General features: G+C 48.5%; 19 protein-coding genes. 6 read left to right on the top strand and 13 right to left on the bottom strand.

Translation table 11 applies throughout. The annotated features are described in order from the left end of the window. Positions 1-407 precede the first annotated feature (407 nt). Entirely contained in the window at positions 408-626 is a 219-nt protein-coding gene (locus tag DXB92_RS13370) for a hypothetical protein (RefSeq protein WP_147330049.1), read from the top strand. Between the two features lie 10 nt (positions 627-636). Here the strand turns inward: DXB92_RS13370 and DXB92_RS14290 are convergent, their stop codons facing one another. Genes DXB92_RS14290 through DXB92_RS10050 form a run of 3 tightly spaced genes read right to left on the bottom strand, consistent with a single transcriptional unit; the run spans position 637 to position 2,067 of the window. After that, the gene (locus tag DXB92_RS14290) at positions 637-771 is read right to left on the bottom strand and encodes a hypothetical protein (protein WP_278277780.1); all 135 of its coding nucleotides are present in this window, start codon (positions 769-771) and stop codon (positions 637-639) included. Positions 772-793: 22 nt separating this feature from the next. After that, positions 794-1,714, bottom strand: coding sequence for an IS3 family transposase (locus DXB92_RS10055; RefSeq protein ID WP_207658595.1), 921 nt, complete (start codon positions 1,712-1,714; stop codon positions 794-796). Then, entirely contained in the window at positions 1,714-2,067 is a 354-nt protein-coding gene (locus tag DXB92_RS10050) for a transposase (RefSeq protein WP_117733765.1), read from the bottom strand. The genes DXB92_RS10055 and DXB92_RS10050 overlap by 1 nt, the downstream gene beginning before the upstream one ends. A gap of 433 nt (positions 2,068-2,500) precedes the next feature. On the opposite strand from DXB92_RS10050, the gene DXB92_RS10045 reads away from it, so the two are divergent. Next, entirely contained in the window at positions 2,501-3,286 is a 786-nt protein-coding gene (locus DXB92_RS10045) for a DUF389 domain-containing protein (protein ID WP_117733764.1), read from the top strand. 233 nt (positions 3,287-3,519) lie between these two features. Here DXB92_RS10045 and DXB92_RS10040 read toward each other — a convergent pair whose 3' ends face one another. Together DXB92_RS10040 and DXB92_RS10035 are read right to left on the bottom strand one after the other, a co-directional pair. Continuing rightward, positions 3,520-4,647: a class I SAM-dependent RNA methyltransferase gene (locus DXB92_RS10040; RefSeq protein WP_242986641.1), complete on the bottom strand. Its 1,128-nt coding sequence runs from the start codon at positions 4,645-4,647 to the stop codon at positions 3,520-3,522. A 73-nt stretch (positions 4,648-4,720) separates the two neighbouring features. Beyond that, positions 4,721-7,240 (bottom strand): transglycosylase domain-containing protein, encoded by a 2,520-nt coding sequence (locus tag DXB92_RS10035; RefSeq protein ID WP_181977020.1) that lies wholly within the window; start codon positions 7,238-7,240, stop codon positions 4,721-4,723. Positions 7,241-7,572: 332 nt separating this feature from the next. Here DXB92_RS10035 and DXB92_RS10030 point away from each other — a divergent pair, with 332 nt between their 5' ends. Then, positions 7,573-7,902: a hypothetical protein gene (locus DXB92_RS10030; RefSeq protein WP_147330048.1), complete on the top strand. Its 330-nt coding sequence runs from the start codon at positions 7,573-7,575 to the stop codon at positions 7,900-7,902. Here DXB92_RS10030 and sfsA read toward each other — a convergent pair. The 7 genes from sfsA to sigG form a co-directional block, all read right to left on the bottom strand. Next, complete coding sequence (sfsA, locus tag DXB92_RS10025) at positions 7,890-8,597, bottom strand: DNA/RNA nuclease SfsA (protein WP_117733762.1); 708 nt, start codon at positions 8,595-8,597, stop codon at positions 7,890-7,892. The genes DXB92_RS10030 and sfsA overlap by 13 nt on opposite strands. 9 nt (positions 8,598-8,606) lie before the next feature. Further along, positions 8,607-9,959, bottom strand: a complete 1,353-nt coding sequence (locus tag DXB92_RS10020) for a hypothetical protein (RefSeq protein WP_117733761.1) — start codon at positions 9,957-9,959, stop codon at positions 8,607-8,609. After that, positions 9,950-11,383 carry a GHKL domain-containing protein gene (locus DXB92_RS10015; RefSeq protein WP_117733760.1) on the bottom strand — a complete coding sequence of 478 codons (1,434 nt, stop codon included), beginning with the start codon at positions 11,381-11,383 and terminating at the stop codon, positions 9,950-9,952. The genes DXB92_RS10020 and DXB92_RS10015 overlap by 10 nt, the downstream gene beginning before the upstream one ends. Before the next feature lie 27 nt (positions 11,384-11,410). Further along, positions 11,411-12,142, bottom strand: coding sequence for a LytTR family DNA-binding domain-containing protein (locus DXB92_RS10010; RefSeq protein WP_181977019.1), 732 nt, complete (start codon positions 12,140-12,142; stop codon positions 11,411-11,413). A 547-nt stretch (positions 12,143-12,689) separates the two neighbouring features. Continuing rightward, complete coding sequence (locus DXB92_RS10005; RefSeq protein ID WP_021682474.1) at positions 12,690-13,553, bottom strand: pyridoxamine kinase; 864 nt, start codon at positions 13,551-13,553, stop codon at positions 12,690-12,692. 12 nt (positions 13,554-13,565) lie between these two features. Further along, entirely contained in the window at positions 13,566-13,958 is a 393-nt protein-coding gene (locus DXB92_RS10000; RefSeq protein ID WP_021682473.1) for a metal-dependent transcriptional regulator, read from the bottom strand. A 337-nt stretch (positions 13,959-14,295) separates the two neighbouring features. Next, positions 14,296-15,087: an RNA polymerase sporulation sigma factor SigG gene (sigG, locus tag DXB92_RS09990; RefSeq protein ID WP_117733757.1), complete on the bottom strand. Its 792-nt coding sequence runs from the start codon at positions 15,085-15,087 to the stop codon at positions 14,296-14,298. Positions 15,088-15,254: 167 nt separating this feature from the next. On the opposite strand from sigG, the gene DXB92_RS09985 reads away from it, so the two are divergent. Both DXB92_RS09985 and DXB92_RS09980 read left to right on the top strand, forming a co-directional pair. Continuing rightward, on the top strand, positions 15,255-18,821 hold the full coding sequence (locus DXB92_RS09985) for a DUF2339 domain-containing protein (protein ID WP_117733756.1): 3,567 nt from the start codon (positions 15,255-15,257) through the stop codon (positions 18,819-18,821). 317 nt (positions 18,822-19,138) lie between these two features. Continuing rightward, positions 19,139-20,620: a peptidylprolyl isomerase gene (locus tag DXB92_RS09980; RefSeq protein ID WP_181977018.1), complete on the top strand. Its 1,482-nt coding sequence runs from the start codon at positions 19,139-19,141 to the stop codon at positions 20,618-20,620. 71 nt (positions 20,621-20,691) lie between these two features. Here the strand turns inward: DXB92_RS09980 and DXB92_RS09975 are convergent, their stop codons facing one another. After that, the gene (locus DXB92_RS09975; protein WP_117733754.1) at positions 20,692-21,627 is read right to left on the bottom strand and encodes a dockerin type I repeat-containing protein; all 936 of its coding nucleotides are present in this window, start codon (positions 21,625-21,627) and stop codon (positions 20,692-20,694) included. A gap of 447 nt (positions 21,628-22,074) precedes the next feature. On the opposite strand from DXB92_RS09975, the gene DXB92_RS09970 reads away from it, so the two are divergent. Then, positions 22,075-24,441, top strand: coding sequence for a UvrD-helicase domain-containing protein (locus DXB92_RS09970; RefSeq protein ID WP_117733753.1), 2,367 nt, complete (start codon positions 22,075-22,077; stop codon positions 24,439-24,441).

The raw sequence follows: 24,441 nt of genomic DNA, 5'->3' as shown, positions 1-24,441 counted from the left end.
GCTTTGCATAGATTTTCTTTTGAATCTTTGTCTAACTTTTTGGGGTCAGTTCATTCTAACAGAGGGGTTAATTCTATATTATTTACTTCTCCAGCCGTACCCAACTAAGTGAACCACATTGTTTATAATTTATTTACAACTAAAGCATTAAGACAAACAGACAGGCTTAAAATTTGCAAGAAAATCGAATAGACAAACGAGAAGCGTTCTTCATATCAGTGAGGAACGCTTTTTTTACTTTATTCGGAGGCTTTATCATGACAAAGTGCCTTTGTCAATAAAAAACTGAGCCAGTTGTGATAAAAAAATTTTGAGCCACTAATCGTGATTCAAGGTTGAGTCGATGCGGTAAGACGAGCTGCAGTTCATGTTCAGAACAAAGGATCGGAAGGTGACTCTATCTATGAGTGCAGCAAGCAGCATTTCATTTTCAAAAAGCTGTGTCCATTGGGCCCTGCGAAAAAATTTCTGTAAATTCAACAACAGTGATAAAAAACGATATTGTGGGGCGGCTTGAAAAACAGCCGCTCAATTTTTTTACAGTATACAACAAATACCGTAATTTGTCAAGTTTCTTCAACAGTCAGTCTGCTGAAATGGAGCGTAGCGGAATGGAAGCAGACTGACTGTTCCGGCTCAGCTCAGCCTGTTGGGGTACATGATCTCCAGCTCGCCAAGAACTCTGCCCCAGTTTTTCAGCGGCATCGTCCACTTCTTTGTAATCTCGTGGGTTGCCAGATACAAAGTGAAATTGTCAATAACACTTGACACATTAACCGCAAGGATTTTGAAGTTAAGCAGCGATAGTCAAAGCTGAATAGAATCTATGTCGTTTTACAGCTGGTGGGATTCCACCGATTGCCGAGCAGATTCTGCGGTTGCTCCAGTAGCTCATAAAATATCGCCATACCATTGTTTTTAATGCTTCAATCGTATAATCTTCAGATCTTCTGCCTCTGTTATAAAACAATTCCTCCTTCATTCTTGCCCAGATGCTTTCACATCTTGCATTATCGTGGCATCTTCCTCCTGCACTGTTCATGCTCTGGACAATGCCATATTTTTGGATAGCAGTTCTATACGCAGAACTTGTATACTGGCTGCCGCGGTCGGAATGCACAATGGCTCCGCGAATCTCCGGATACCGCAAGCTCGCATTTTGCAGTGTTTCACAGCATAGTTCAGCTCGCATATGGTCTGCCATGGCAAGACCATTTGGCATCAGGTCATAGCAATCAAAAATCGCCGAAACATACAGTTTTCCGTCTTTTGCCTTGATTTCAGTAATGTCTGTAACGCATTTTTTCAAAGGTGCATCTGCTGTAAAATCACGTTTCAGAAGATCGTCTGATTTACGGGCTTCCCGGTCGGCTTTGGTGATTCCGTTGGGCTTTCGTTTGGGGCTATGGATCAGGCTTATCTGCTCCATCACGCTGCGGACAGTTGCTTCGCACGGGATTTTGATACCATCAAGCTTGCCGATCTCTTTTTGATACCGCAGTGCCTGATACATACGTACTCTGCCATAATCCGCATTTTCTTCGTCCTCATCATGGATTTTCAACATGGCGTCAGCAAGTGGCTGATACTTCCATGGTTTGCCCTTACGCTCAAGATAATCGTAAAACGCCTGTCTGCTGACTTGCAGCGTGCTGCAGTAAAAACTGATTTTTCCGATGTTTCTGCCGTCATCTGTCCGGATTGCAATATACATCAGCCTTTGTTCTTTCCCGATTTCTGACGGCTGGCAGCGAAAAAAGCCGCTGCATCCTCCAAAAACTCATTCATTTCGCTTAGGCGTTTGTTTTCTTTTTCCAATGCTTTGATCCACTTCCTCAGCTGCTGGTTTTCTTCGGCGATATTCAGAGATTCTTCCGGGCTGCGTTCTCCGCAGCCAATATCAAGGCTTCCGATTTTTACTTTTCTGATCCAGCCGTACAGCGTATTTACGGGTATCTGAAGTTCATTCGCTGCATTTACCGCACCTATCTTTTTTGCAAGCTTTACTGCCTGCACTTTGTACTCATTTTCATATTGTTTATTTTCTGACATTCCTTTTTCATCCATTTATTTTCCTATTTTATTCCTTTGAGGTTAGGGTATCAAATTTTATTATACTACATCATTATTTAGTGTTTCCTTAGGGCAATACCGCACAAAGAGCGTCTGGCGACTTTGCACGCCATCTGCCTGCAAATTTCCCGTCATATTTCACAAAAATGCTCGTGAATACATTAAGTATTCACTCCGCTTTTTGTTTCAACTGACGAAAAATTTGACGACGCATCTGTCGCACAATCTTTGTGCGGTATTGCCTAAAGAAACGTTGCATGAAGCCCACCTGACGGCTTTATGCAGCGTTTTTTTCGTTTGCGAAATTCCAATCCGGCAAAGCTATATGGCTGCACTGCTTATTTTTTCTGAAATTTGACAAACTAAGAAATCCATTGTATAATATTATTTAGTGTTTCCTTAGAAAAATGTCGAAAGGAGTCGTTTCATGAAACATCGGGAGGGAATAGAAAAGGAACGGGAAAATCTAAGAACCGTTTTCAAGAAAATGTTTTCAATTACCGAGGACGCGGCCTCCAATGAAGAAATTCGGGATCGTATTCTGACCGGCGGAAAAATCACCGGCACCAATATGGTGGTGATGATCTGTGCCATTTTGATTGCTTCGGTGGGATTGAACACCAATTCCGTGGCGGTAATTATCGGGGCTATGCTGATCTCACCGCTCATGGGCAGTATTTTGGCAATCTCTTACGGAACAGTTTCCAATGATGCCTATCTGATGAAACGACATTCTGTCGGATTCGCAGTGCAAATTTTGATCAGCGTGGCAACTGCCACCATTTATTTCCTGCTGTCGCCGATCAAAGAACCGACAGAACAGTTGCTTGCCCGTACCAATCCTAACTTTTTCGATGTGATGATTGCACTTGCCGGAGGAATCGCCGGTATTGTAGGGCAAACCAGACAGGACAAGGCGAACAATATCATACCCGGCGTGGCAATTGCTACAGCACTGATGCCGCCACTCTGTACCTGCGGCTATGCGATTGCTAACGGAAATCTCCGCATGTTGCTGGGGGCGTTTTATTTGTTTATCATCAACGCCTATTTTATCTACATTGCGTCGGATCTTATGCTGGTGCTGCTCCGCACACCCCGAGTGAAAGCCATGTCTGTTTCGGAATGGAAACGCCTGCGAAAGAAAATGTACCGGAACACTCTGCTGGTTCTGCTCCCGATCATCGCTATTGCGATTGGCTGGAATGTATAAGGCAATACCGCACAAAGAGCGTCTGGCGACTTTGCACGCCATCTGCGTGCAGATTTTCCGTCATATTGCCCAGAAATCCCTTGCCATACGGCAGTATGCCTGCGGAATTTCTGGGCAATCTGCCGAAAAATCTGACGACGCATCTGTCGCACAATCTTTGTGCGGTATTGCCTAAAATCCCACAACTGCAAAACGCTCCCACTGACACCATTTTCGTCAGTGGGAGCGTTTTCTCAATCCTGATAATAACTCATCAGATTGCACTGGATCATACCGTTATACAGCTTTCGCTTTTTGTTTGCCGGCTTTCCGAAATGCAGCTCAAAATCTGCGTCCGGCGTGATAATGTAGCATGGGTGAGCCTTGTCGGCAGGGAACACGTCACCCATGATGCGGTAAATAGACTGTGCATGCTGAATGTCCAGCATGCGTTCGCCGTAAGGCGGATTGCAAATGGTAATGGCATGCTCTATGGGTTCGAAATCGGCGATGTCCCGCTGCATCAGATGAATCCGCGGCTGAACGCCGGCTTTACGGCAGTTTTCTTCTGTCAGGGCAATTGCCTCCGGATCGATGTCATAGCCGTATGCTTCGAAAGCAGCATCATGCCGGATTGCCGCAACGGCTTCTGCACGGGCATTCTGCCATACAGTTTTGGGAATCTGTGCCCATTGCTCTGCCAGAAAGCGGCGGTTCAGCCCCGGAGCCATACGCATTGCCTTGAATGCCGCTTCGATCAACAGGGTACCGCTGCCGCAGAATGGGTCACAGACAATGCTGTCCGAATGTACTCTGGCGAGGTCAACAATACCGGCGGCGAGCGTTTCCTTGATCGGGGCAGCATTGGAATTTCTCCGGTAGCCTCGCTTGTGCAGTCCGATTCCGGTGGTATCCAGATAAATCGTGGCAATGTTCTTGCGAATGGTAAACTGGATTGGGTGAGCCGCACCGGATTCTGTAAACCAATTGGTGTGGTATACCGATTTCAGCCGTTCCACAGCTGCTTTTTTGATGATAGACTGGCAGTCCGGCACACTGTGCAGCTTGGAGTCCAGAGCATGTCCTTTTACCGGAAAAGCATCGTCCTTACCGATCCATTGTTCCAGCGGCAGGGAACGGACACCCTGAAACAATTCTTCAAAGTTGTACGCCTTGAACTGTCCCAGCTGAATCAGAACACGTTCTGCCGTAGACAGGCAGAGATTTGCCTTGGCAATGGTTTCGGCATTGCCGCGGAACAGAACACGACCGTCCTGAACTGCAATGTCAGTGCCGCCGATTTTGGAAATTTCGAACCGCAGCGTGCGTTCCAGCCCAAAATGGCAGGGGCAGCAAAGCAGGTAAGATGATTGTTGCATCATAAAAATACTCCTTCACAATAACACCGCACAAAACAGCTGGTTCTGTGCGGTGTATGAAATTTAAAAATGGTTCTTATTGAGCCGGTGCCTGTGTGGCAGCTGCTTCTGTTGCGGCAGCATTACTATTGTTTTCTGCCGGATGCTGGGTTTCACTATGCTGTTCTCCCGCAGCAGTGGTTGCCGATGTGGAACCGCTGTTTTCATTGGTAGCCTTTGTCGTTTTGCTGCCGTACTTTGTGCACTCATCACAAACCGGAGCATTGCTGGACTTCCAGTAGCCGGTAGTGGTGGCGGTGCAGTTCGGACCAGCGATCTTGCCGCTCTTGGTACAAACTTTACCTTCCACTATGCTGCTGTCTTCAGGATATTCCGCACCGGTGTTCATCTGGTCGGCATATTCACCGATGATGTTCTGCCAGATCTGTGCAGACTTGATATGGTGGTCTTTCAGTTCTGCACGTTCCTTGTAGCCGAGCCATACGCCGCTGACGAAATCTTCTGTCAGTCCCACAAAGGTCAGGTCGTTCCAGTCCTGTGTAGTACCCGTCTTACCGGCAACATGCTTGTGTTCCAGCTTTGCCTTCTGACCAGTACCATTGTTGACAACATCCTGCAGCAGCTTGTTCATGACATACGCAGTTTCGCTGCTGACAGCTTCTTCCGGACTGCCGTCATTTTCATAAATGAGGTCGCCGGCACCTTGTACCACCTTGCTGACAAGGTGAGCCTGATACTGTGTACCGCCGTTGCCATAGGGAACATAGCCATTGACCAGATTTTCCAGTGTAACACCATATGTCAACGCACCAACTGTCAGCGGAGAGTATGCCATATCGGTGTGTCCGTCACCGGAATCTTTACACAGATCCAGACGCATTTTGGAGGTGGCAAAGTCGAAAACGCTCTGCGGTGTCAGAGCCTGACAAAGTTGAGCCGGTACAGTGTTGTAGGATTTTTCCAGTGCCTCATATATCTTCAGTTCCTTGTGGCTGATAGACATGGCAGAACTGTCCTCGCTGTAGTTGGTCGGCCATGCCTTGCCCTCAACTTCGATCGGCTCGTCCTTGTAAATAGAGCCCCAGTGAATCAGGTCGCTTTCCAAAGCCAGTCCGTAGGTAGTCAGCGGCTTAATGGTAGAACCGGGCTGCCGCTGTTCCATGGTGGCGTAGTTGAAGCATAGGGATTCTGTCTTTTCGCCGACTGCACCGACCATTGCCTGAATCTCGCCCTTATAGTTCATTGCAATAAAAGCAGACTCCGGATAAACGATTTCGCTGGAGGAATATTCGCCGTCGCCGTCCTGATCCTGCCACTGGGCAACGCGGTCTTTTTCCACCAGATTGTTTAGATCCTTGTACTTCTCCTCCACATAAGCCTGCATATCCTGATTGACCGTGGTATAGATCTGATACCCGCCGCGGTTGATACGGGAGATGGCTTGCTGTGTAGTCAGATTGAACTTGTCCTTGAGGTAATCTGCCACTTCATACAGGGCCGCGTCTACGATCCAGGAGGTGGGCTTGTTGGGATCGGTGTCTTCTTCCTTTTGTGCATCAGGGTGAGCTGCCTTGTACTCGTCGGAGTCTGTGAAGATCAGCTTCTCATGCAGAGCCGACTGGTACTCGTCATAAGTGAGAGCACCGTTGTTGTACATCTGCCAGAGGACATATTCCTGTCGCTTTTTGTTCTTTTTTTTGCCGGTATTGACCCATTCTCCGGTGGTATCATCTTTATATCCGGCAAAGGGGTTCAGTGTTTCCGGACTTTTCGGAATTGCTGCCAGACAAGCCGCTTCTGCTACGTCCAGATCTTTGGCACTTTTTCCGAAATATTTCTGTGCGGCATGTTCGATTCCGTTGGAGGTGCCGCCGAAACCGATGTAGTTCATGTAGGTTTCCAGAATCTTATCTTTGGAGTAAGCACGTTCCAGTTCCATGGCACGGAAAATTTCACGGATCTTACGGGAAGGGGACTGCTCGCTGTCACCGGTGATATTTTTGATCAGCTGCTGCGTAATGGTCGAACCACCCTGATTGGTATCATAGATGTGTACGAACATGTTGACAAAGGCCGAAACGGTACGCTTATAGTCCACGCCGTCATGGGTATAGAAACGTTCATCTTCTGCACAGACAAAAGCGTCCCGCGTATGCTGGGGAATCTCGTCGATGTTAACGGGAATACGCTGGGATTCGTTGGTGACTTCATAGATGTTCACCCATTCGCCGCTGCTGTCCTGAGCATAGATGTTGGTATTGTAGGAAAGTTCCATTTCTTCAATGGTAACATTGGACACATCGTCCCGAAAGTTCATGACATAGACGACCAGTGCTGTTGCCACAATGGTGCAGGTGATGATCAGGATCATGAACATCGCCGCAAGTGTGGAACCCAGAATAGAAAGCGTTTGCCGCAGAACGAGGACCCATTTGGGCTTGGCAGCGGCTTCTTCCAGTTCCGGACTGTGATAGGGATATTCCGGTGTACCGGTCGGTCCGTAATATTTCCGCATCGGAATGCCTGTCCCGCCTTTTTTGGCTCGCTTTCGGTTGTCAGCGGGGGGAGAACTGTTTCGTCTTTTGTTGTTATCCATAGTATTGATTCCTTCCAAAAGCCCGCTGTGCGGCAGAATACACACAGGGGAATCTGTTGTTGTTTTGCAGGAGCAGTACCACACAAAATAAATTTGTACGTAAGACGTATCGGCAGCATTGTCCGAGATGCACACTGCCGGAATGTATACCACATTATTATAGCACATTTTACGGGCAATGTTAAGAGGTACGGCGGATTTTCTTCGAAAAATATGCAGATTGTATAAACTTCGGAATTTTGGAAAGAATACTTTTGGTATATATTCAGGCAAATTCGCAGAAAAATCTGGTTTTGTTCTGCGATGTGAAAACAGAAAGGCGGACGAGAAAAATGGAAAAACGAAATGCAGTGTGGATTCTGCTGACGGCTCTCACCATATCGCTGGTGATCGTAGGCGGCTCACTGTCCCTGTCTCTGCGGCAGGAAAAAAGTGCAGCACAGGGGACAACCTATTCCGAAGCGGCAACAGAAGCAGGCTATACCATGCGTATCACAGACGGGCAGGTGGGACTGTTTCGGGAGGGTAGCAGTGTGCCGTATCAGAAACTGCAAGTTCCGCTGAATCTGCTGTCCGATTATGACCGGCACGCATTGGAGCAGGGAATTACTGTGTCCGATGAAGCAGCCTTGCAGCGGCTGATCGAGGATTATTTTTCGTAGGGAAGAATGATCGGAACCGGCTGATCGATCGTCATAGAATCCGGCGTGACAACGCAGTCCATTGCCAGAATTTGTACGCCGGAATCTACAGCATGCCGGAGAGCTTTTCCAAATGCCGGATCCATACTGTCATTGGGGCGGAACTGTTCAGCACCTTTCAGCTGAACAACGAACAGCAGGTATGCTTCATAGCCTTTCTGCCGGCAGGCAGCCAGCTCCAGCAAGTGCTTGGTACCTCGTTCTGTCGGGGCATCAGGAAAGGAAACGACACCATTTTGTTCCAGTGTCACACCCTTGACTTCCAGAAACGCGGTAGTTTCTCCATGGGTAATGCAGAAGTCAAAGCGAGAATTCCCATATGTCACTTCCCGCCGGATTTCAGCTGCCGGAGGAAAGAGTGCTCCTGTGTGCAGCCATTCCGCCGCCGCGGCGTTGGGAGCCTGTGCATCGATGTTGATCAGCAATGCCGTGGAATCCGGCAGTACCTTTTCCACGGCAATCAAATCGTATTTGGTTTTGCGGCTGGGGTTCTTGCCGGCAGCCAGATACACCGTGCAGCCGGCAATCAGCAACTCCCGACAGCGACCAGTATTTTTGACATGTACCCGTTCGGTTTGCCCGTTGACCAGTACCAGTGCAATGAATCGGTTCGGGCGTTCCAGAAAAACGGCAGGGATCACTTCTTGATATCGCATAGTAACTCCTTAGGAAAGCGGAATTTGTACCATAACTTCGCAGCCGGTATCTTCCGATAGTGTCAGTGTACCGTGATAGCTGTTGGCGATCTGTGCGGCAGTATCCAATGGTACAGGCTGGACAGATGCGGGGCCTTTTGGATTCTGCACGCGGAAGCAGAAATTGCCGTTCTCCTCCCAGAGGCGGCAGGTAATGCTTCGCTCTGCCTCTGAAACAGTTTGCACCAGCTGTTCTGCACGCTGCAATGGATTCATCAAAAGACTGCACAGATCCAACTTGGAAAAGGGCAGTGCTTCCGGCAAGTCGCATTCTACAGGAAATGCAATTTGTTTTGCCGCACATTTCGCAGCGGTCTGATGCAGGATCACATTGATGATCTCGTTGTCACAATATTGCAGCTGCAATTCCGGATTCTGAAAGTTCTCCTCCAATTCGGCGGCAAACTGTTTTGCATCGTCGATTGCATTGGAGGTGACCAATCCGAAAAAGACCTGCATCTGGTTGTTAAAGTCGTGACGCAGCTTCGCTGTTTCCCGCGAAACTTCTGCTGCCTGTTCCTGAAATTGCAGGGAAAGGGTTTCGTATTTCTCAAAAAATTGCAGCTTTCTGGTGAGCCGTTCCTCGTTCTGTAATCTTTGTATGAACCGGAACAGAAAAATACTGGAGATCATATCAAGGAAAAATGTGATTCCCACCATAAGCAGAATCAACGGAGAGGACGTGAGAACTTTATGCTGCTGAATAATGATGGTAAATGTAGCAATGATAGCGGCTTGTGCAATCGGAAAAATCAAAAGGATCAGATTTTGCTTTGTGCTTTCAAAAGTGAGATGCAGCCGCCTTTTTTGAAGAACTTTCCGAAAGAAGAATAGAAACGTGAAATAAATAACCGGCGTGGGAATATACCCCAAAAAGGAATACCAGTGGCTCCAACGCTCATCGCTCAAAATCAAAGAACAAAAATCGGTCTTGGCGATAAAATCGAGGGCAGTGAGAAGAATGACGCTGATAATATCGGAAAAAGCCATTGCAATGCCGCAGATGATGCTGTGAAATATCCGCTTGAACAGGGGCTGCTTTCGATACGCAAAGATGTAGTAGAAGAGGATTGCCGTCCAAAAGAGCAGGGAGTACAGCGACCGGGCCTTTTCCAGAATCAGATATTTCACATCGCCATACATGCCGTAAGAAACTGCGAAAAAACAGATCGTCAAAAATGCAGCATAGCCAAGCAGCAGGAGATTTGCCCGTTTGTTCGTCTTTTGGAACGCGACTTTGGCATAGGAAGCAGTAAGCCAGATCACTGCCAAAGCAGACAGCGTCAGATTCACCATTGCCCAGATGGATTCAGTTACGGACATACCACAGCAGCCTCCTCTGCAATTTTTTCTGTGTTGTTCTCTGCCGGCAGATTTAGCTGAATGGTGACTGTGAAAAACTGGTCATCATAGCTGGCGACAGCTATTCCGCCGTAAGTATTGGCAAGATGTTCTATAATTTCAATACCAAATCCGTGCTTTTCCTTGTCCGCTTTTGTAGTCTGTACTTTTCCGTTTTGAGTCTGGATCTGGTGATTTTTCCGGTTGCAGATTCGCAGGAATACCATTTCTCCGTCCTGCCAGATAGTGCAGGAAATTTCTCGTTCTGCCTCCGGAACAGCTTCCGATGCCTGAATGGCGTTTTGCAGCGGATTGATAAGCAGGCTGCACAGATCAACCTTGCGGATTCCGATGTCCTCCGCAAGAGCACAGTCTGTTTTAAATGCAATGTGCTCTTTTGCACAGGTTTCTGCGGTCTGCTGTAAAATTACATTGGTGACAGTGTTTTCACAGAAATACAGCCGTTGCTTCTGCTGCCGGAACTTGCTTTGCAATTCCTCTGCCAGCTGCATGGCATCTTCCACATGGTCAGTCTGCATCAATCCGGAAAAGACCTGCATCTGGTTGTGGAAATCTCGTTTCAGATTTTCCTGTTCGTGAGAAGCCTGTGCGATCTGTTCCTGATATTTTGCCGACAGTTTTTCGTATTCTTCATAAAAACGAACTTTCTGCTTTTCCTGTTCTTTGATGTGCATTCTTTTCATCAGATGCAGCAGCATGATGTTGGAAACAACATTCAGCAGAATCGTAACGATCAGCACCACCAGAATCTTCGGGGAAGTGCTGATCGTGCCGAATTGCTGTAAAATTGCGATCAGGGTGTAAATGGCAAAAAACTGTGTCACCGGAAAAATCAGCAGCCAGAACGTCTTAGCTGAATACAGCTGTGAACGGATCTTGAGAAACAGCTTTTGGAACACAAACGCCAGACCAGCCATAATTAACAGTTCCGGCAGTATGAGAAATGTGCGGTACCAGAGATGCCAGTTTTCATAGTTGCAACCAATGCTGTAGACATTGGTTCCGGCAAGATTGTCTATGGCAGCCATGGCGATGATCTGTATGGTATCTCCCAGAAGGATGAATAAAAATGACATCGTTGCGAGAAAAAAACGAGTCAGGAGTTTTTCTTGGGGAAATCCCGTTAGGAAAAACAAGAGAAAGATGCACCAGTGCAGAGCAGTGAACCCGTTGCGGTGTGTCTGAATGATCCAACAGGAAGCATCTCCGTACAAAACCCACGGGATAATTGCGAAGATCAGATCGATCAGAAGGATGATCAAACCAGTCGCCAATGCCCAGCCTTTTCGGGGCTTTCCCACACAGATGTGGCTATACAGCAGCAAAAAGCCATATAGCAGCAGATTCGACACCGTAAAATTCATGGTGTAAAAAAAATTATCCATTTTCTATAGGACTCCTTTGTGTACGTTTTACGATTGATACAGTTCGCTTTTACGTTGCACCAACTCTGCCCGATTTTCTGCAACAGAGCGGTGCCCATATGCACTGATCGGAATGATCTCCTCCTGAATATGCACTTCCTTGGTGTCGATTCGCTGTACATAGTGCAGATTGATAGCGTAACTTTTATAGCACTGATAGAAGTACTGCGGCAGACTCTCCATGAGCTTGGATAGCTGGTAGTAGCCCTCATAGGAACCGTGAAGGGTGTGTGCTGTAACGCAGCGTCTGTCGCTGGAAAAATACAGCACTTCCGGCAGAGAGAGGTAGACCACCTGTCCCTTTTTTGGTTTGAAAGGGAACAGATCCTGACTGTCTGCCGATGCTGCCCGAATTTTTTGCAGATAATCCTGCACCGCCTTCCGGTCAAAGGGCTTTGGCAGATAGCCGAACGGGTTCACTGTTTTGCTCATAAAAATCTGCTGCAAATATTCCCTGGGGTGTCCTGTCACATAGATAAACTTCGTTTGTGAATGGGACTGTGCAATTTTTTCCGCGAAATCGATGCCGCTGCTGGTGCTTCCCTGAAAGCAGATGTCCATAAATACAGCGTCAATATGTGCATGCTGCGAAAAATAAAATTGCAGGGCATGCCAGTCCTGAAAAAAATCCACAACCAAATCGTCACCAGATTGCTCTAAGAGTTCTTTTAATTGCAGTCCGATGCGTTCCTCATCATCAAAAATCACAATTCTTAACATTTTCCAATTCCTCATAACTCAAAGTATGTTCACAAGCATTTTATGGGAACACGCTTGTGCATTTCACGTAGTTCTTTGTGGTATAATTTTAGTATAGCATAAATACTACGTTAAAAAAAGCATATCCTACGATGAAATTGTTTTGAAAATGTGTATGCAGGAGATTTTCCACAAGAGGAAGTACAAAATTATGACAAAAACAAGCCCGCTTTTGCCATTTTATATTGTCATGATCTGCGTGACATGGTATAATAAATATTCCGGAAAAATCGATAGAAATTGGAAATGTCAAGCGTATTCGGTGTGATATTGCAGAAAAAAGAGGCCGCAGAAATTTTCTGTGACCTCTTTTGCTTTTATGGCAATACCGCACAAAGATTGTGCGACAGATGCGTCGTCAAATTTTTCGTCAGATGAAACAAAAAGCGGAGTGAATACTTGATGTATTCACGAGCATTTTTGTGAAATATGACGGGAAATTTGCAAGCAGATGGCGTGCAAAGTCGCCAGACGCTCTTTGTGCGGTATTGCCTTATGTGTTTATTTCTTAGGAATGAATTTCTTTGACATAATCTACAAGATTTCCGATGCAAGCTTCAAATTCCACACCATACCACGGTGCTTCTTCGCGGGGAAGTGTCCGCAGATCCGGTAAGGTTGCCTGAATGGTGTCGGCTGTAAAGTTGACCGCAATGGAAAGAGCCTGTTCGATCGATGCCCCGCGAACCAGAGCACCGGAGAGTACGCTGGCAAAAATATCACCGGTGCCATGCATTGGCTCGGGAACATGTTCCCGATAGGCGGCGTAGTAGCTGCCGGTGGTACTGTCGTAGGCAATGGCACCGTGCTGGTCGCCGTTTCGGATACCGGTAATGACGGCGATGGGACAGCCGATCTCTGTCAACTGTTTCAGATATGTTTTCACAGTTTCCAGCGGACACTGTTCCGCATAGGGAATGCCCAGCAGCAGGGAAACTTCTGTCATGTTCGGGGCGATAACATCGGCTTTTCCGCAAAGCTTTCGCATTTCCACTGCAAAATCCGGTGTGAAGCCGGCGTACATGCTGCCGGCATCGCCCATGACAGGATCAACCACAATGACCGTATCTTCGCTGCGAAACGCATCGAAAAAGTCTGCCATGATCTGTACCTGTTCTCTGGACCCCAGATAGCCGGTGTAAATGCCGTCGAAATGCAGCTGTAATGTTTTCCAGTGTGCCGCGATCTGCGGAATGTCCGCCGTCAGATCCCGAAAAGTATATCCGGTGAATCCGCCGGTGTGTGTTGACAGAACGGCGGTAGGGATCACGGCAGTTTCCACGCCCATAGCAGAGATCAAAGGCAGGGCAACGGTGGAAGAACATTTTCCAAAGCAGGAAACGTCCTGAATGGTGACGATTCGTTTCAGCATGGTTTTCGCTCCTTACATTTCAGCTTTTGCGGGAATTTCGTTGTTGTCCTGTACATGCTGCTTGATTGCAGCGAAGCTTTCTGAACTGATGACATGTTCCATGCGGCAGGCATCTTCCGCAGCTGTTTTCGGATCTACCCCGAGAGCCACCAGCCAGTTAGAAAGCAGCGTGTGCCGTTCATAGATCGTTTCGGCAATTTTTCTGCCGGATTCCGTCAGTGTGATCTCGTTGTTTTCATTGACGCAGATGTATCCGTTTTCCCGCAGATTTTTCATGGCAACGCTGACACTGGGCTTGGAAAATGCCAGTTCGTTGGCGATGTCAATGGCATGTACTGTGCCGCGGCGGTTGTATAAGATCAGAATGGTTTCCAGATAATCTTCTGCAGATTTTTGAATTTTCAAGTGATTTCCCTCCGTTGAGCAGATTGTACGAAAGCGTGTTCACATAAAAGCAGGACAGTTTATGTGAGCACGCTATACTATTATATAAGTGGTTCTTTGTTCCATTCGCGTGAGAGATGTGAAAACGTGAAAGAAACGCCTCCGCATCAGAATTTACATTTATTATACCATAATCGATAAAAAAAAGCAAGGGCAACACCAAACAAAACTTGTGCGTAAGATGCATCGTCAGATTTTTCGGCAGATTGCATAAAAATTCCGCAGGCAGACAGTGTGTCTGGCAATGGATTTTGTGGGATATGCCCAAGCGGATCCTCTCCTAACATACAGTATTGCCCTAGGAATGGTGATGCAGATTGGCAGCGTCCCTCACCTGTAAAATCGCATTTTTTTCCAGTCGGGAAACCTGTGCCTGTGAAATGCCGATTTCCTTTGCCACTTCTGTCTGGGTTTTCCCCTGAAAGAAGCGGAGGTATAAAATATTCTGTTCCCGTGTTCCCAGCTGTCGTATGGCATTTCGCAGAGAAAGTTCTCCCAGCCAGTTTTCCATAGTATCCCGTTCGCTGATTTGATCCAGCACATACAACGCATCTCCGGATTCGGAATATACCGGCTCATAAATGGAAACCGGTTCGCTGACACTCTCCAGTGCCACCACCACATCTTCCCGCTTTGCCCCGATCTCCGCCGCGATCTCGCTGACAGTTGGCTCTTTCTGGAGATTGGTCGTCAGCCGTTCCTTTGCCTGCATTGCCTGATAAGCCAGATCACGGAGGGAACGGCTGACCTTGATCTGGTTGAAGTCCCGCAGATACCGCCGCAGTTCGCCGCTGATCATAGGCACACAATAGGTGGAGAAGCGGACTTCTTTGGAAAGATCGAAGTTGTTGATCGCTTTGATCAGCCCAACGACACCGATCTGAAACAGATCGTCAATATCTTCTCCCCGACCGGTGAATCTCTGAATCACGCTCAGCACCAGCCGCAGATTGCCCTGAATCAGCTTGTCCTTGGCTGCCTTGCTGCCGGTATCCCGAATTTCCCGCAGCAGTGCCATTTTTTCTTCTTCTTTCAGTACTGTCAGGTCAGCGGTATTGATACCGGAAATCATCACTTTTTGAAATGCCATAACACGACCTCCTTGCTGTATCCATATCTTTCCCCGATTTCCTGTTGCTTAATCTACAGAATAACTGGAAAAAATAACAAGAAAAAGAAATGATCTCTTGACATTTTTCGGCCTATCATCTATAATAAAGATACCAACAATTGATTACAAACATTTGGAGGATTATCATGGATAGACAAGAACCGCCTAAAACGCCGCAGAACGGGCAGCCGCCTGTACCACCGCCAAAAAAGGACAAGGAATTCAATTTCGGCAAGAACTTGCTGGGAATCCTTGCTTCACTGCTGGTGTTCATTGGCATTTTGCTGACGGCATGGGCATCGGGTTCCCGTTGGATACAGTTGTGCGGCATTCTGGCAGCCGGCTTGTTTCTGATGCTGCTTGGCATGCTGGCTTCCCGCAGGAAGTCGGCATACCGGACGTTTTTTCTGTCCGTTTCCGGCTGCGGTGCGGGAATCCTGTATCTGGGCATCATGTTAGGCTACTGGTATTATGAACTGCTCTCCGTGCTGGGCATGTATGCCCTGTTTTTGCTGTGGGCAGGACTGATGTACCTGCTCTCCCGCGGGAAGCTGCAGGTTTTCCAGAATATTGGTCATATCGGCATGGTGGTAGCAGTGTTTTCCCAGCTGGACAATTACACCAAGTTTCAGCTCGTATCGTTTTCAGATCGTTTTTCGGAACAGGCAAATTTTCAGCTGCTGATAATGACGTGTTACGTCTGCATCAGTGCATTGTTCTATCTGCTGACCAACCGGCAGGAACGACCGGAAAAGCACTTGTTCACGCTATATGCAAACGGGATTTGTGTGGGACTGCTTGGCATTCGCATCTTGATTCAGGCAGATCAATTCTATACGCTTTTTCGGAACGGCGTAATGCATGTACAGACAAAGGCACTTTCCATGGCGGTGTGCAGTCTGCTTCTGGCTGGTTTTCTGCTGTTTCAGTATTTCTGGGATATGCACCGCTGGCTGGAACGCCAAAAAGCTTCTGACTCCGTCTGGAGTTTCCGCTGTATTCCAACGCAGCTGTTGCTGTGGCTGTGCATGCTTGGATTCTGGCAGAGCATGCTGTCGTTTCCAGACTGGCTGGAACAGTCCGCATTGCTGCTTGGTGCAGTGTTCTGCATAGGCTTCTGGTATGCGGCACAGAAAGACCGTGTACATACTGCCGCTTACCGTCTGACATTTGGAATCGCGGCACTGACTGCGGCGGCATGCATTCTGTTCTGCGGCGGTGTGCCGCGAATCGTGGGCTGGTGCCTGTACCTGCTCCTGCTGACTGGATTCGGCAGAAGGGCGAAGTTTCCCTTTGCCATGCAGTTTTCCTATGGGCTGTTTTTGCTGGCTTCATGGATCCCGCTGCTGTCTGTGCTGAATGGCTCGTTTTGGCAGAACTTTGTGATGCTGTATAGCTTTTTCTCTCTTTGCAACTGTGTCACGATAGTACTGTGCCGCCGTTTGGAAAATAGCAGGGCATTGTCTGGCATCACGCAAATTGTCAATCTGCTCGCCATTTTTTCAATATTGTTTATGTTCGTGCCGCTTATATTGGAGAAGCTTTTCCTGCCGTGGAAACTTCTGCTCACATTGGCATTGGTTGTAGTTTTCTCTGTCAACAGCGACCGCTATTTTCGGGAACCCCGCTGGAAATCAAACGGCATGGGCGTACTGTTCTGCGGAAAATATCTGCTTCTGACATGTGTCCTGACGATTCTGTATTCTGCCACGGAGGCGGTCCTTTACGGCTGTATCTGTGCAGTAGCATTGGGCTGTGTCATTTTGGGCAGCCGTTTCGCCAATGTTGGCATACGCTACAGCGGCATCGGACTGCTGTTTTTCGTAACGCTGGCGATTTTTTCTTCCGGGACCATTTGGGAAAAACAAGCCGTACTGCTGCTCACGTGCAGTATGGCATATTATGGCGTACTGTTTTGTCATCACCGATTCCCGTTGAAAACCGGAAGTGTTTTTTCTGGGATTTTCCGATGGCTTCTGCCGATTCCGGCAGTGCTTACATTGTTGCAGGGATTGCGGATATTACAGCAGCAATTTCTGCCAGTCGGGGGAATCGTGCTTGTTTTTCTGACCATTGGGCTGCTTCTCTGTGGGCTTGGCTGGTGGGGCATGCACCGGAAGTACTGCCGCCGATTCTTCACCGTGCTGGGTGTTTCCGGCATGGCAGTTCTTTTGCAGTGGATTCTCCTGTGCAAGCAATTGTTTCCGAAAATCAGTATGCTGACCGTGTGCATTCTGCTTCTGGTCTGGGTCGGTCTGAGCAGTTTGTTTGCCAGACCGCGGCCGGACGTGTTCCAGCCGTTGACCGCGGCAGGGCTGTTCCTTTCGGTTACGCTGGGAACTGCTTTGTCGGAGGCGGACGGCGTTTGCCTGACCGCATATATTCTGCTGGGATTCGCCTTGTTGGCATGGTCGGTGCAAAAAACGCAGATCCGCTATGCGGTGACAGCAATAATTGCTCATATCCTGACGCTGCTGCCGCTGCTTGAAATTTTGGGGCGGTTGACAAAATATCCCGTTGCAGGCAACGGGACAGTTGCTGCTCCGTGGGATTATGTGCGGTGGGGAATGCTGCTTCTGTCAGTTCTGGTGCAGTTCGCATTGCTGTCCCGTCCGTTCCGCCGGAATCAATGTGCATCAGATAAAGTGCAGGCAATTTTGTATTTTTCGACATTTCTGGAATTGATGATCCTGCTGTGCTTTGGCGTGTACCAATTTGGAACACCAACCATTTCGTTTGATATAACTGTTGGGACTGTACTGCTGTCCAGTCTGCCCTATGTGAGCGGAGCTGTATTGCTTATGGGCTTTTGGTTCGCAGTACAGCGGCGGAGAATGCCGACAGTTCTGTATCAGACACAGTTTTATCTCACCGCTGCTGTTTCGGCGTTGCTCTTGCTGGAAATCCCAGCACTTCCGGTATTTGTACGAACCTGCGGTTCCGGAGCCGCAGTGCCGGCTGTCCTATTGCAGCACGTCCTGTGGTTCGCATTTCTGGCAGTGCTGTTCCTGTTTGGGAAAAAGCAGCGTATGCCTTTTTACGGAAATGCTGCCTATGGCTTGTTCCTGCTCTGTACCGGCTGGATTCTCCGGAATCTGCCCTGTTTTGCAGACCTGTCGCCGCAGCGTGCCGCAGGCTGGATTCTTTCTCTGCTCGGCATGGTCAATGGCGTGGTGCTGCTGTACCAATTGTACCGGGAAACGAGAAATGTCCGCTACTGGATTTCCTATGTGGGGAACTGGGCACTTCTGGGAATCGGCAGCTTGCTGATGCTGTTTTGTGAAACACTGCATCTGCCGGAGCGAATCGCACTGGCTCTGACATTGACACTGCTGTATTTTGCCGGCTCCATGGAACTGCTGAAAAAGAACGAAATCCGTTCCGGTATGACGGGCAGGGAAATGCTGTTCTGCGGAAAGCTGACTGCATGGCTGTTGGTATTGTTCTGCGGGTTCTCTTTGCCGAAGGTGCTGCTGAGCGTTGGCTTGCTGGTGCTGGCGGTTCTGCTGATTCTGTTCGGCTTCTGGAAATCCCGCAAACCGGTTCGCATCTATGGCTTGATATTGGTGCTGGTCAGCATCTGTAAGCTGATCCTGCTGGACATTTCCTACGGCAAGCTGGAACTGCGGGCATTCAGTTTCTTGATTTGCGGCGTGATTTGCTTCGCGATCAGCTTCTTGTACAACTGCATGGATAAGAATAATTCGAAATAGTTTGTGCAGTGTTGCCCTTGCACTTTTGTAAAAGATATGCTATACTATAAGAGCCAGTTCAGTATCTCTTACTGAACTGGCTCTAAGGAAACACTGAATAAAGCTTGTGCGTAAGATGCGTAGTCAGATTTTTCGGCAGATTGCACAGAAATTCCGCAGGCAGACTTGGTGTCTGGCAAGGGATTTCTGGGCAATCTGACGGAAAATCTGCAAGCAGATTGCGTGCAAAGCCGTCAGGCGGGCTTTATTCAGTGTTTCCCTAAGAATACAAGCACATTGCCTGCATGACAGTCGTGCAGCAGAATACGAGGAATATTATGGCAAATAAAAAGAAACCGTCCGAAAAGCAGGAATTTCTGGCACAGCAGCGGAGAGAACAACGCCGAAAAACAGCAAAGGAAGAAAAGAAAAAACACCACAAGAGAAAAATTGTTACCACCGTGGTATGCTGTGCGGCAGCTGTCGCCGTAGTTGCCGGCGGAATCACATGGTTTGTGCGGGAAAAACCGCTGACCCAGATGATTCCGGTGGAAAAGACAGAACATTATTCTGTCAATGCGGCAGAAGTATCGTTCTACGCATGGCAGATCTACAACAGCTATATCAACAGCAGCACCGGTTCTGATTCGGCGAACCTGCCGGATACAGAAAAGCCGCTGGCTGACCAGAACTACGATAACGATACCACTTGGGAAGCCTATTTCACCGATGCGGCACAGAAATACGCGGAAAACGTACTGGCGTACTGTGAAGCGGCAGACAAGGAAAATTACGAATTTCCGGAGAATATCTCCGCTATGGTGAAAGCTGCAAAGGAACAGATGGACTTCAGCACACTGCCGAGCAGCGTGACACAGGACAACGTCACCCATGCACTGGAACTGTATTTCAAGGCTCAGAGTTTCAGCACCAGCGTGGAGGAGAACATGTCTTTTACCGATGATGAACTGGAATCCTATTACAAAGAGAACGCCAAGACGATGGACGTTTGCAGTTATATGGAATTCTCTTTTTCCTATGATGATTCCGGCGACAGTACAACGATCAGCCGGAGCGAAGCGGAAGAACTTGCCCGTAGTCTGCGGCGGTGCAATACGAAAGATGAATTCCAGTCATGGGTGTATGACTACTATGCCAAGAATACGTCTTTGACAGAGGAGGACTTGCAGTCCCAATTAAGCACACTCTACAGTCATAACATCTCTTATACAGAGGGTGATGATGTCAGCGAGTGGGCATTTTCCGGCGAAGCAAAGGCAGGGGACTCCAATCTTTTTACAGATACGGATAACAAACGAATCACTGTGTGCCTGCTGTTGGACGAACCGAAGCGGGACGAATCTCACCCTGTCACAATTCGCCAGATCCTGTTCACCACAAACACCTATGAATCCTCTGACGGTGCCCACAGTGCCGCAGAAAAGGCACTGGAGGAATGGAACAGCGGGGAACAGACCGAGTCCGCTTTTGCAGCACTGGCAGACCAGTACACAGAAGATACCACCGTTTCCGGCGGACTGTACCAGAACATCACAGAGGGACAGCTTTCCTCTGCATGGCAGAACTGGTGCTTTGATGCCACACGGAAATCCGGTGATGTGATGATTCTGGACAGCTCTTATGGTTCCTGTCTGGTCTATTATGTAGAAGCCGCAGAACAAGCTGGCTGGGAAATGACTGCCACAAATGCCCTGCAAAATCAACGCTATAATGAGTTACAGGAAACCTATCAGAAAGAAGCAGACCTCAAGTCTTCTGACTGGGGCATGCGTTTTGTCACTGTCAACAATCAAAAGTAAAGGCAACAATCAAAAGTAAAGACAACAGAAAAGCCTGTCCGTGCCATTAGGTGCAGACAGGCTTTTGCTTGTTAGGGCATTAGTTGTTTCTGAAAGATCTGCCCGTTCCACGGCGAAGAAACCGGCTGCTTTGTCACAGGCTCTCGTGTGGCAGTCGCTACCGGCACATTGGTCTGCATGGCACACTGCATCTGAAAATCATGGGTGTACTGTACCACATGTGCCAGATAGACCGCATCGGCGGAATCCACAGTACCGTCAAAATTGGCATCGGCAACCAGCGAATCTGCTATGCGGTTCTGCATCAGCAATTCCACATCAGCACTGGTCAGCTGAAAGTCGCCGTTCAGGTCACCCGCCATTTTCTGTATCTGAAACGGGTGAATTGCTGTGACGAAGTAGCCCTTTTCCAATGTCTTTGCATCACCCAGGTACTCCACATACCACGAGCCGGAGTCCAGCAGATACAGGCGTTTTTGTGTGGTGTCTGCATAATCTGCCAGTACATAGTGGTCGCTGCCGGAGGCGGTCGTCATTTGCAAAATGCAGCACCAACCGGCATTGGAACTATTTTCTGCACAGACTGTGTATGCCTGCTCCATGCGTTCTTCCGTGCTGCCGGACAGCCAGACAGTTTCTTCTCGGGTCAGGTATGCCGAATAGGCATCTGCTACCTGATCCATTTTGGTGCCGCTGCCGGAAAGGATCTGGTTGGTAAAGGCGGTGTAATAGGCATGGGAATCCGAGAGCAGGTTCACGCCGGAAACCGGCAAGTGATAGCGGACGCTCATTTTGGCGAGGGCGTAATTCAGACAGCCGTCTGTATCGATTGCCGGCGTGTGGGTGTCCGGCGAAGCAAACTGCATCCATGATTCATAGGCGGCAATCGCCGGCTGTGCCGCACTGCCGCCGGAAGCAAATTCCTCCGCAGTCGTCGGCGTGGAACAGCCGGGAAAGAGAACCGCTGCGGTCAGGGCAGCGGTGAAAAGGCGATAAAATCGTTGCATAAAGACCTCCTGTTTTTACGTCATGTTTTATACGGCATAGTGCAGTATATGCCGCAATGCATGATTTCAGAACATGTGCAACACCGTATTGCCCTTTGTACAGTGCGATCTATGCTCTATTTCTATCCTACCCAGTTTTCTGGGAATTGTCAATTCAGAAAATCTGGCAGATTTGCAGGAAAATTTTCAGGATACCTTTTCAAACCACAGAAAATATGGTATAATAAAGGCAATACCGCACAAAGATTGTGCGACAGATGCGTCGTCAAATTTTTCGTCAGATGAAACAAAAGGCGGAGTGAATACTTGATGTATTCACGAGCATTTTTGTGAAATATGACGGGAAATTTGCAAGCAGATGGCGTGCAAAGTCGCCAGACGCTCTTTGTGCGGTATTGCCTAAACACATATGCGAATTTGAAATCCCGAAAGTAAGGAGAGAAAGCTATGACAGAAGCAGAGTGCATTGCATTAAAACAGCAGGCATTCCGAAAATATTTTCATTCTCTGAATGAACAACAGCAGCAGGCGGTTTTTTCCGTAAACGGACCGGTTCTGGTGCTCGCCGGTGCCGGCAGCGGCAAGACCACCGCCATTATCAGCCGAATTGTCAACATGATTTATTTCGGTGACGGCTACGCACAGGCAGACGGCTACCTGCCGGAAGAAGATGCCGTCTGGCTGCAAGCCTACATTGACGGAAAAGAACCGGAAGACGTGGAACGCCTGCGGGAGATACTGGCAATTGCTCCGATCCGTCCGTGGAACATTCTGGCGATCACCTTTACCAATAAGGCTGCTGGAGAAATGCGGGCACGTCTGGCAAGCACCCTGGGAGAGGAACTGGCATTTTCCGTGCATGCCTCCACATTCCACTCTGCCTGTGTACAGATCCTGCGGCGAAGCATCGAACGGTTAGGATACGGCAGTGACTTTGCCATTTATGATGCGGACGATTCCCGAAAGCTGATGAAAAGCTGCCTTGCAGACTGCAATGTTTCCGAAAAGCAGTTCCCGCCGCGGGGTATCGTACAGGAGATCAGCAACGCCAAAGATGCGATGATCTCGCCGGAGGAAATGTGGGAAGATGCCGGAGAAGACTACCGCAAGCAGACGGTTGCCAGACTGTATGCGGCGTACCAGCGGCATTTGCGGGAATCCAACGCTCTGGATTTTGACGATATTATTTACCTGACTGTGGAACTGTTCCGGCGGTTTCCGGAGGAACTGGCAAAGTATCAGTACCGTTTTCCCTATGTACTGGTGGACGAGTATCAGGACACGAACCATGCTCAGTATCAGCTGATTTCGCTGCTGACTCATGCCAGCGGAAACCTTTGTGTTGTGGGTGATGATGACCAGAGTATCTACCGGTTCCGCGGAGCGACGATCGAAAATATTCTCGGATTCGAAGAAGAATTTCCGGACTGCACCGTGATTCGTCTGGAACAGAATTATCGTTCCACCCAGAACATTCTGGACGCTGCCAACAGCGTGATTGCCAACAATACCGGCAGAAAGTCCAAGCATCTCTGGACCAATGCCGGAGCGGGGGAGAAGATCACGTGGTACAGAGCAGCAGACGAATTGGACGAGTCTGCCTATGTTTCGGATACTATTCTGAAACAGGTGAAAGCTGGCGAAAAGTACAGCGACCATGCGATTCTGTACCGTATGAACGCCCAGTCCAACATGCTGGAACGGGCACTGGTACATAAGGGAATCCCGTATCGCATTTACGGCGGCACACGATTCTATGACCGCAAGGAAATTAAAGATATTCTCGCCTATATGAGCATCGTGGAAAATCCCAACGACCGTGTGCGGTTTGAACGTATCGTCAACGAGCCTAAGCGGGGCATCGGCAATGCTACCCTTGCCCTGCTGCTGCAAATTTCGCAGGATCTGCACCTTTCTCCGCTGGAGGTCCTGCAGAATGTGGAACAGTATCCGGCACTTTCCAAGAAAAAAACGGCACTGAAAAAGTTTGCAGAACTCTGGGAGGCGTTGATCACCGCAGAACGGGAACAACCGCTGGAACAGTTTCTGGATACGATTCTGGAGAAAACCGGCTACCATGGCATGCTGGAAAGCATGGGTGAGGAGGGCACGTTCCGTCTGGAAAACATCGAGGAATTGAAAACCTCGATCCTGACCTACCAGAACGAAGCTGAAGAAGCTTCTCTCGGCGGATTTCTGGAAGAAATTTCTCTGTACACGGACGTGGACAAATACGAACCGGATCAGGATACGGTGATGCTGATGACAGTGCATTCCGCCAAGGGTCTGGAATTCCGGAATGTTTTTCTGGTGGGTATGGAGCAGGGTGTTTTCCCCGGAAATCGCAGCCTGAGCACACCGCAGGATCTGGAGGAGGAACGCCGTCTGGCTTATGTAGCACTGACCCGTGCCAAGGAGACGCTGACGCTGACTACTGCTGCCAGCCGTATGCTGTTTGGTATGACCATGCGAAATCCACCCTCGCAGTTTCTGGAAGAAATCGACAAGTCACTGCTGGAAGAAAAAACTTCCCGGCGGCAGTCCAAGCGGGGGATTCCGGCAGGCAATGCGGAGTCTGTGCAATCTATTTCTTTGTTGCAGCAGCAAATGGCTGCGTCCAAGAAACGGGTGTATCAGGCACAACCCAAGGAATTTCACGTAGGTGAACGGGTAAGACATGCGGTTTTCGGCGACGGCACCGTGCTTTCAATTACCAAAATGGCAAATGATGCAATGCTGGAAGTCGGATTCGATCAGGTCGGCACCAAACGGTTAATGGCAAGCCACCCAAAAATCAAAAAGCTGGAGGAATGA

This window comes from Ruminococcus sp. OM06-36AC, from assembly GCF_003438725.1.
In the GTDB taxonomy this organism is placed as follows: Bacteria; Bacillota; Clostridia; order Oscillospirales; family Ruminococcaceae; genus Ruminococcus_C; species Ruminococcus_C callidus.
Note: the sequence above shows the minus strand (reverse complement) of the source record. Positions and strands in the feature narration are given on the sequence as shown.

Bases quoted from the DNA above. Each gene is read 5' to 3' on its own strand.
- DXB92_RS10055 (WP_207658595.1), bottom strand. From the start codon at position 1,714: ATGTATATTGCAATCCGGACAGATGACGGCAGAAACATCGGAAAAATC.
- DXB92_RS10050 (WP_117733765.1), bottom strand. From the start codon at position 2,067: ATGGATGAAAAAGGAATGTCAGAAAATAAACAATATGAAAATGAGTAC.
- DXB92_RS10045 (WP_117733764.1), top strand. From the start codon at position 2,501: ATGAAACATCGGGAGGGAATAGAAAAGGAACGGGAAAATCTAAGAACC.
- DXB92_RS10040 (WP_242986641.1), bottom strand. From the start codon at position 4,647: ATGATGCAACAATCATCTTACCTGCTTTGCTGCCCCTGCCATTTTGGG.
- DXB92_RS10035 (WP_181977020.1), bottom strand. From the start codon at position 7,240: ATGGATAACAACAAAAGACGAAACAGTTCTCCCCCCGCTGACAACCGA.
- DXB92_RS10030 (WP_147330048.1), top strand. From the start codon at position 7,573: ATGGAAAAACGAAATGCAGTGTGGATTCTGCTGACGGCTCTCACCATA.
- sfsA (WP_117733762.1), bottom strand. From the start codon at position 8,597: ATGCGATATCAAGAAGTGATCCCTGCCGTTTTTCTGGAACGCCCGAAC.
- DXB92_RS10020 (WP_117733761.1), bottom strand. From the start codon at position 9,959: ATGTCCGTAACTGAATCCATCTGGGCAATGGTGAATCTGACGCTGTCT.
- DXB92_RS10015 (WP_117733760.1), bottom strand. From the start codon at position 11,383: ATGGATAATTTTTTTTACACCATGAATTTTACGGTGTCGAATCTGCTG.
- DXB92_RS10010 (WP_181977019.1), bottom strand. From the start codon at position 12,142: ATGTTAAGAATTGTGATTTTTGATGATGAGGAACGCATCGGACTGCAA.
- DXB92_RS10005 (WP_021682474.1), bottom strand. From the start codon at position 13,553: ATGCTGAAACGAATCGTCACCATTCAGGACGTTTCCTGCTTTGGAAAA.
- sigG (WP_117733757.1), bottom strand. From the start codon at position 15,087: ATGGCATTTCAAAAAGTGATGATTTCCGGTATCAATACCGCTGACCTG.
- DXB92_RS09985 (WP_117733756.1), top strand. From the start codon at position 15,255: ATGGATAGACAAGAACCGCCTAAAACGCCGCAGAACGGGCAGCCGCCT.
- DXB92_RS09980 (WP_181977018.1), top strand. From the start codon at position 19,139: ATGGCAAATAAAAAGAAACCGTCCGAAAAGCAGGAATTTCTGGCACAG.
- DXB92_RS09975 (WP_117733754.1), bottom strand. From the start codon at position 21,627: ATGCAACGATTTTATCGCCTTTTCACCGCTGCCCTGACCGCAGCGGTT.
- DXB92_RS09970 (WP_117733753.1), top strand. From the start codon at position 22,075: ATGACAGAAGCAGAGTGCATTGCATTAAAACAGCAGGCATTCCGAAAA.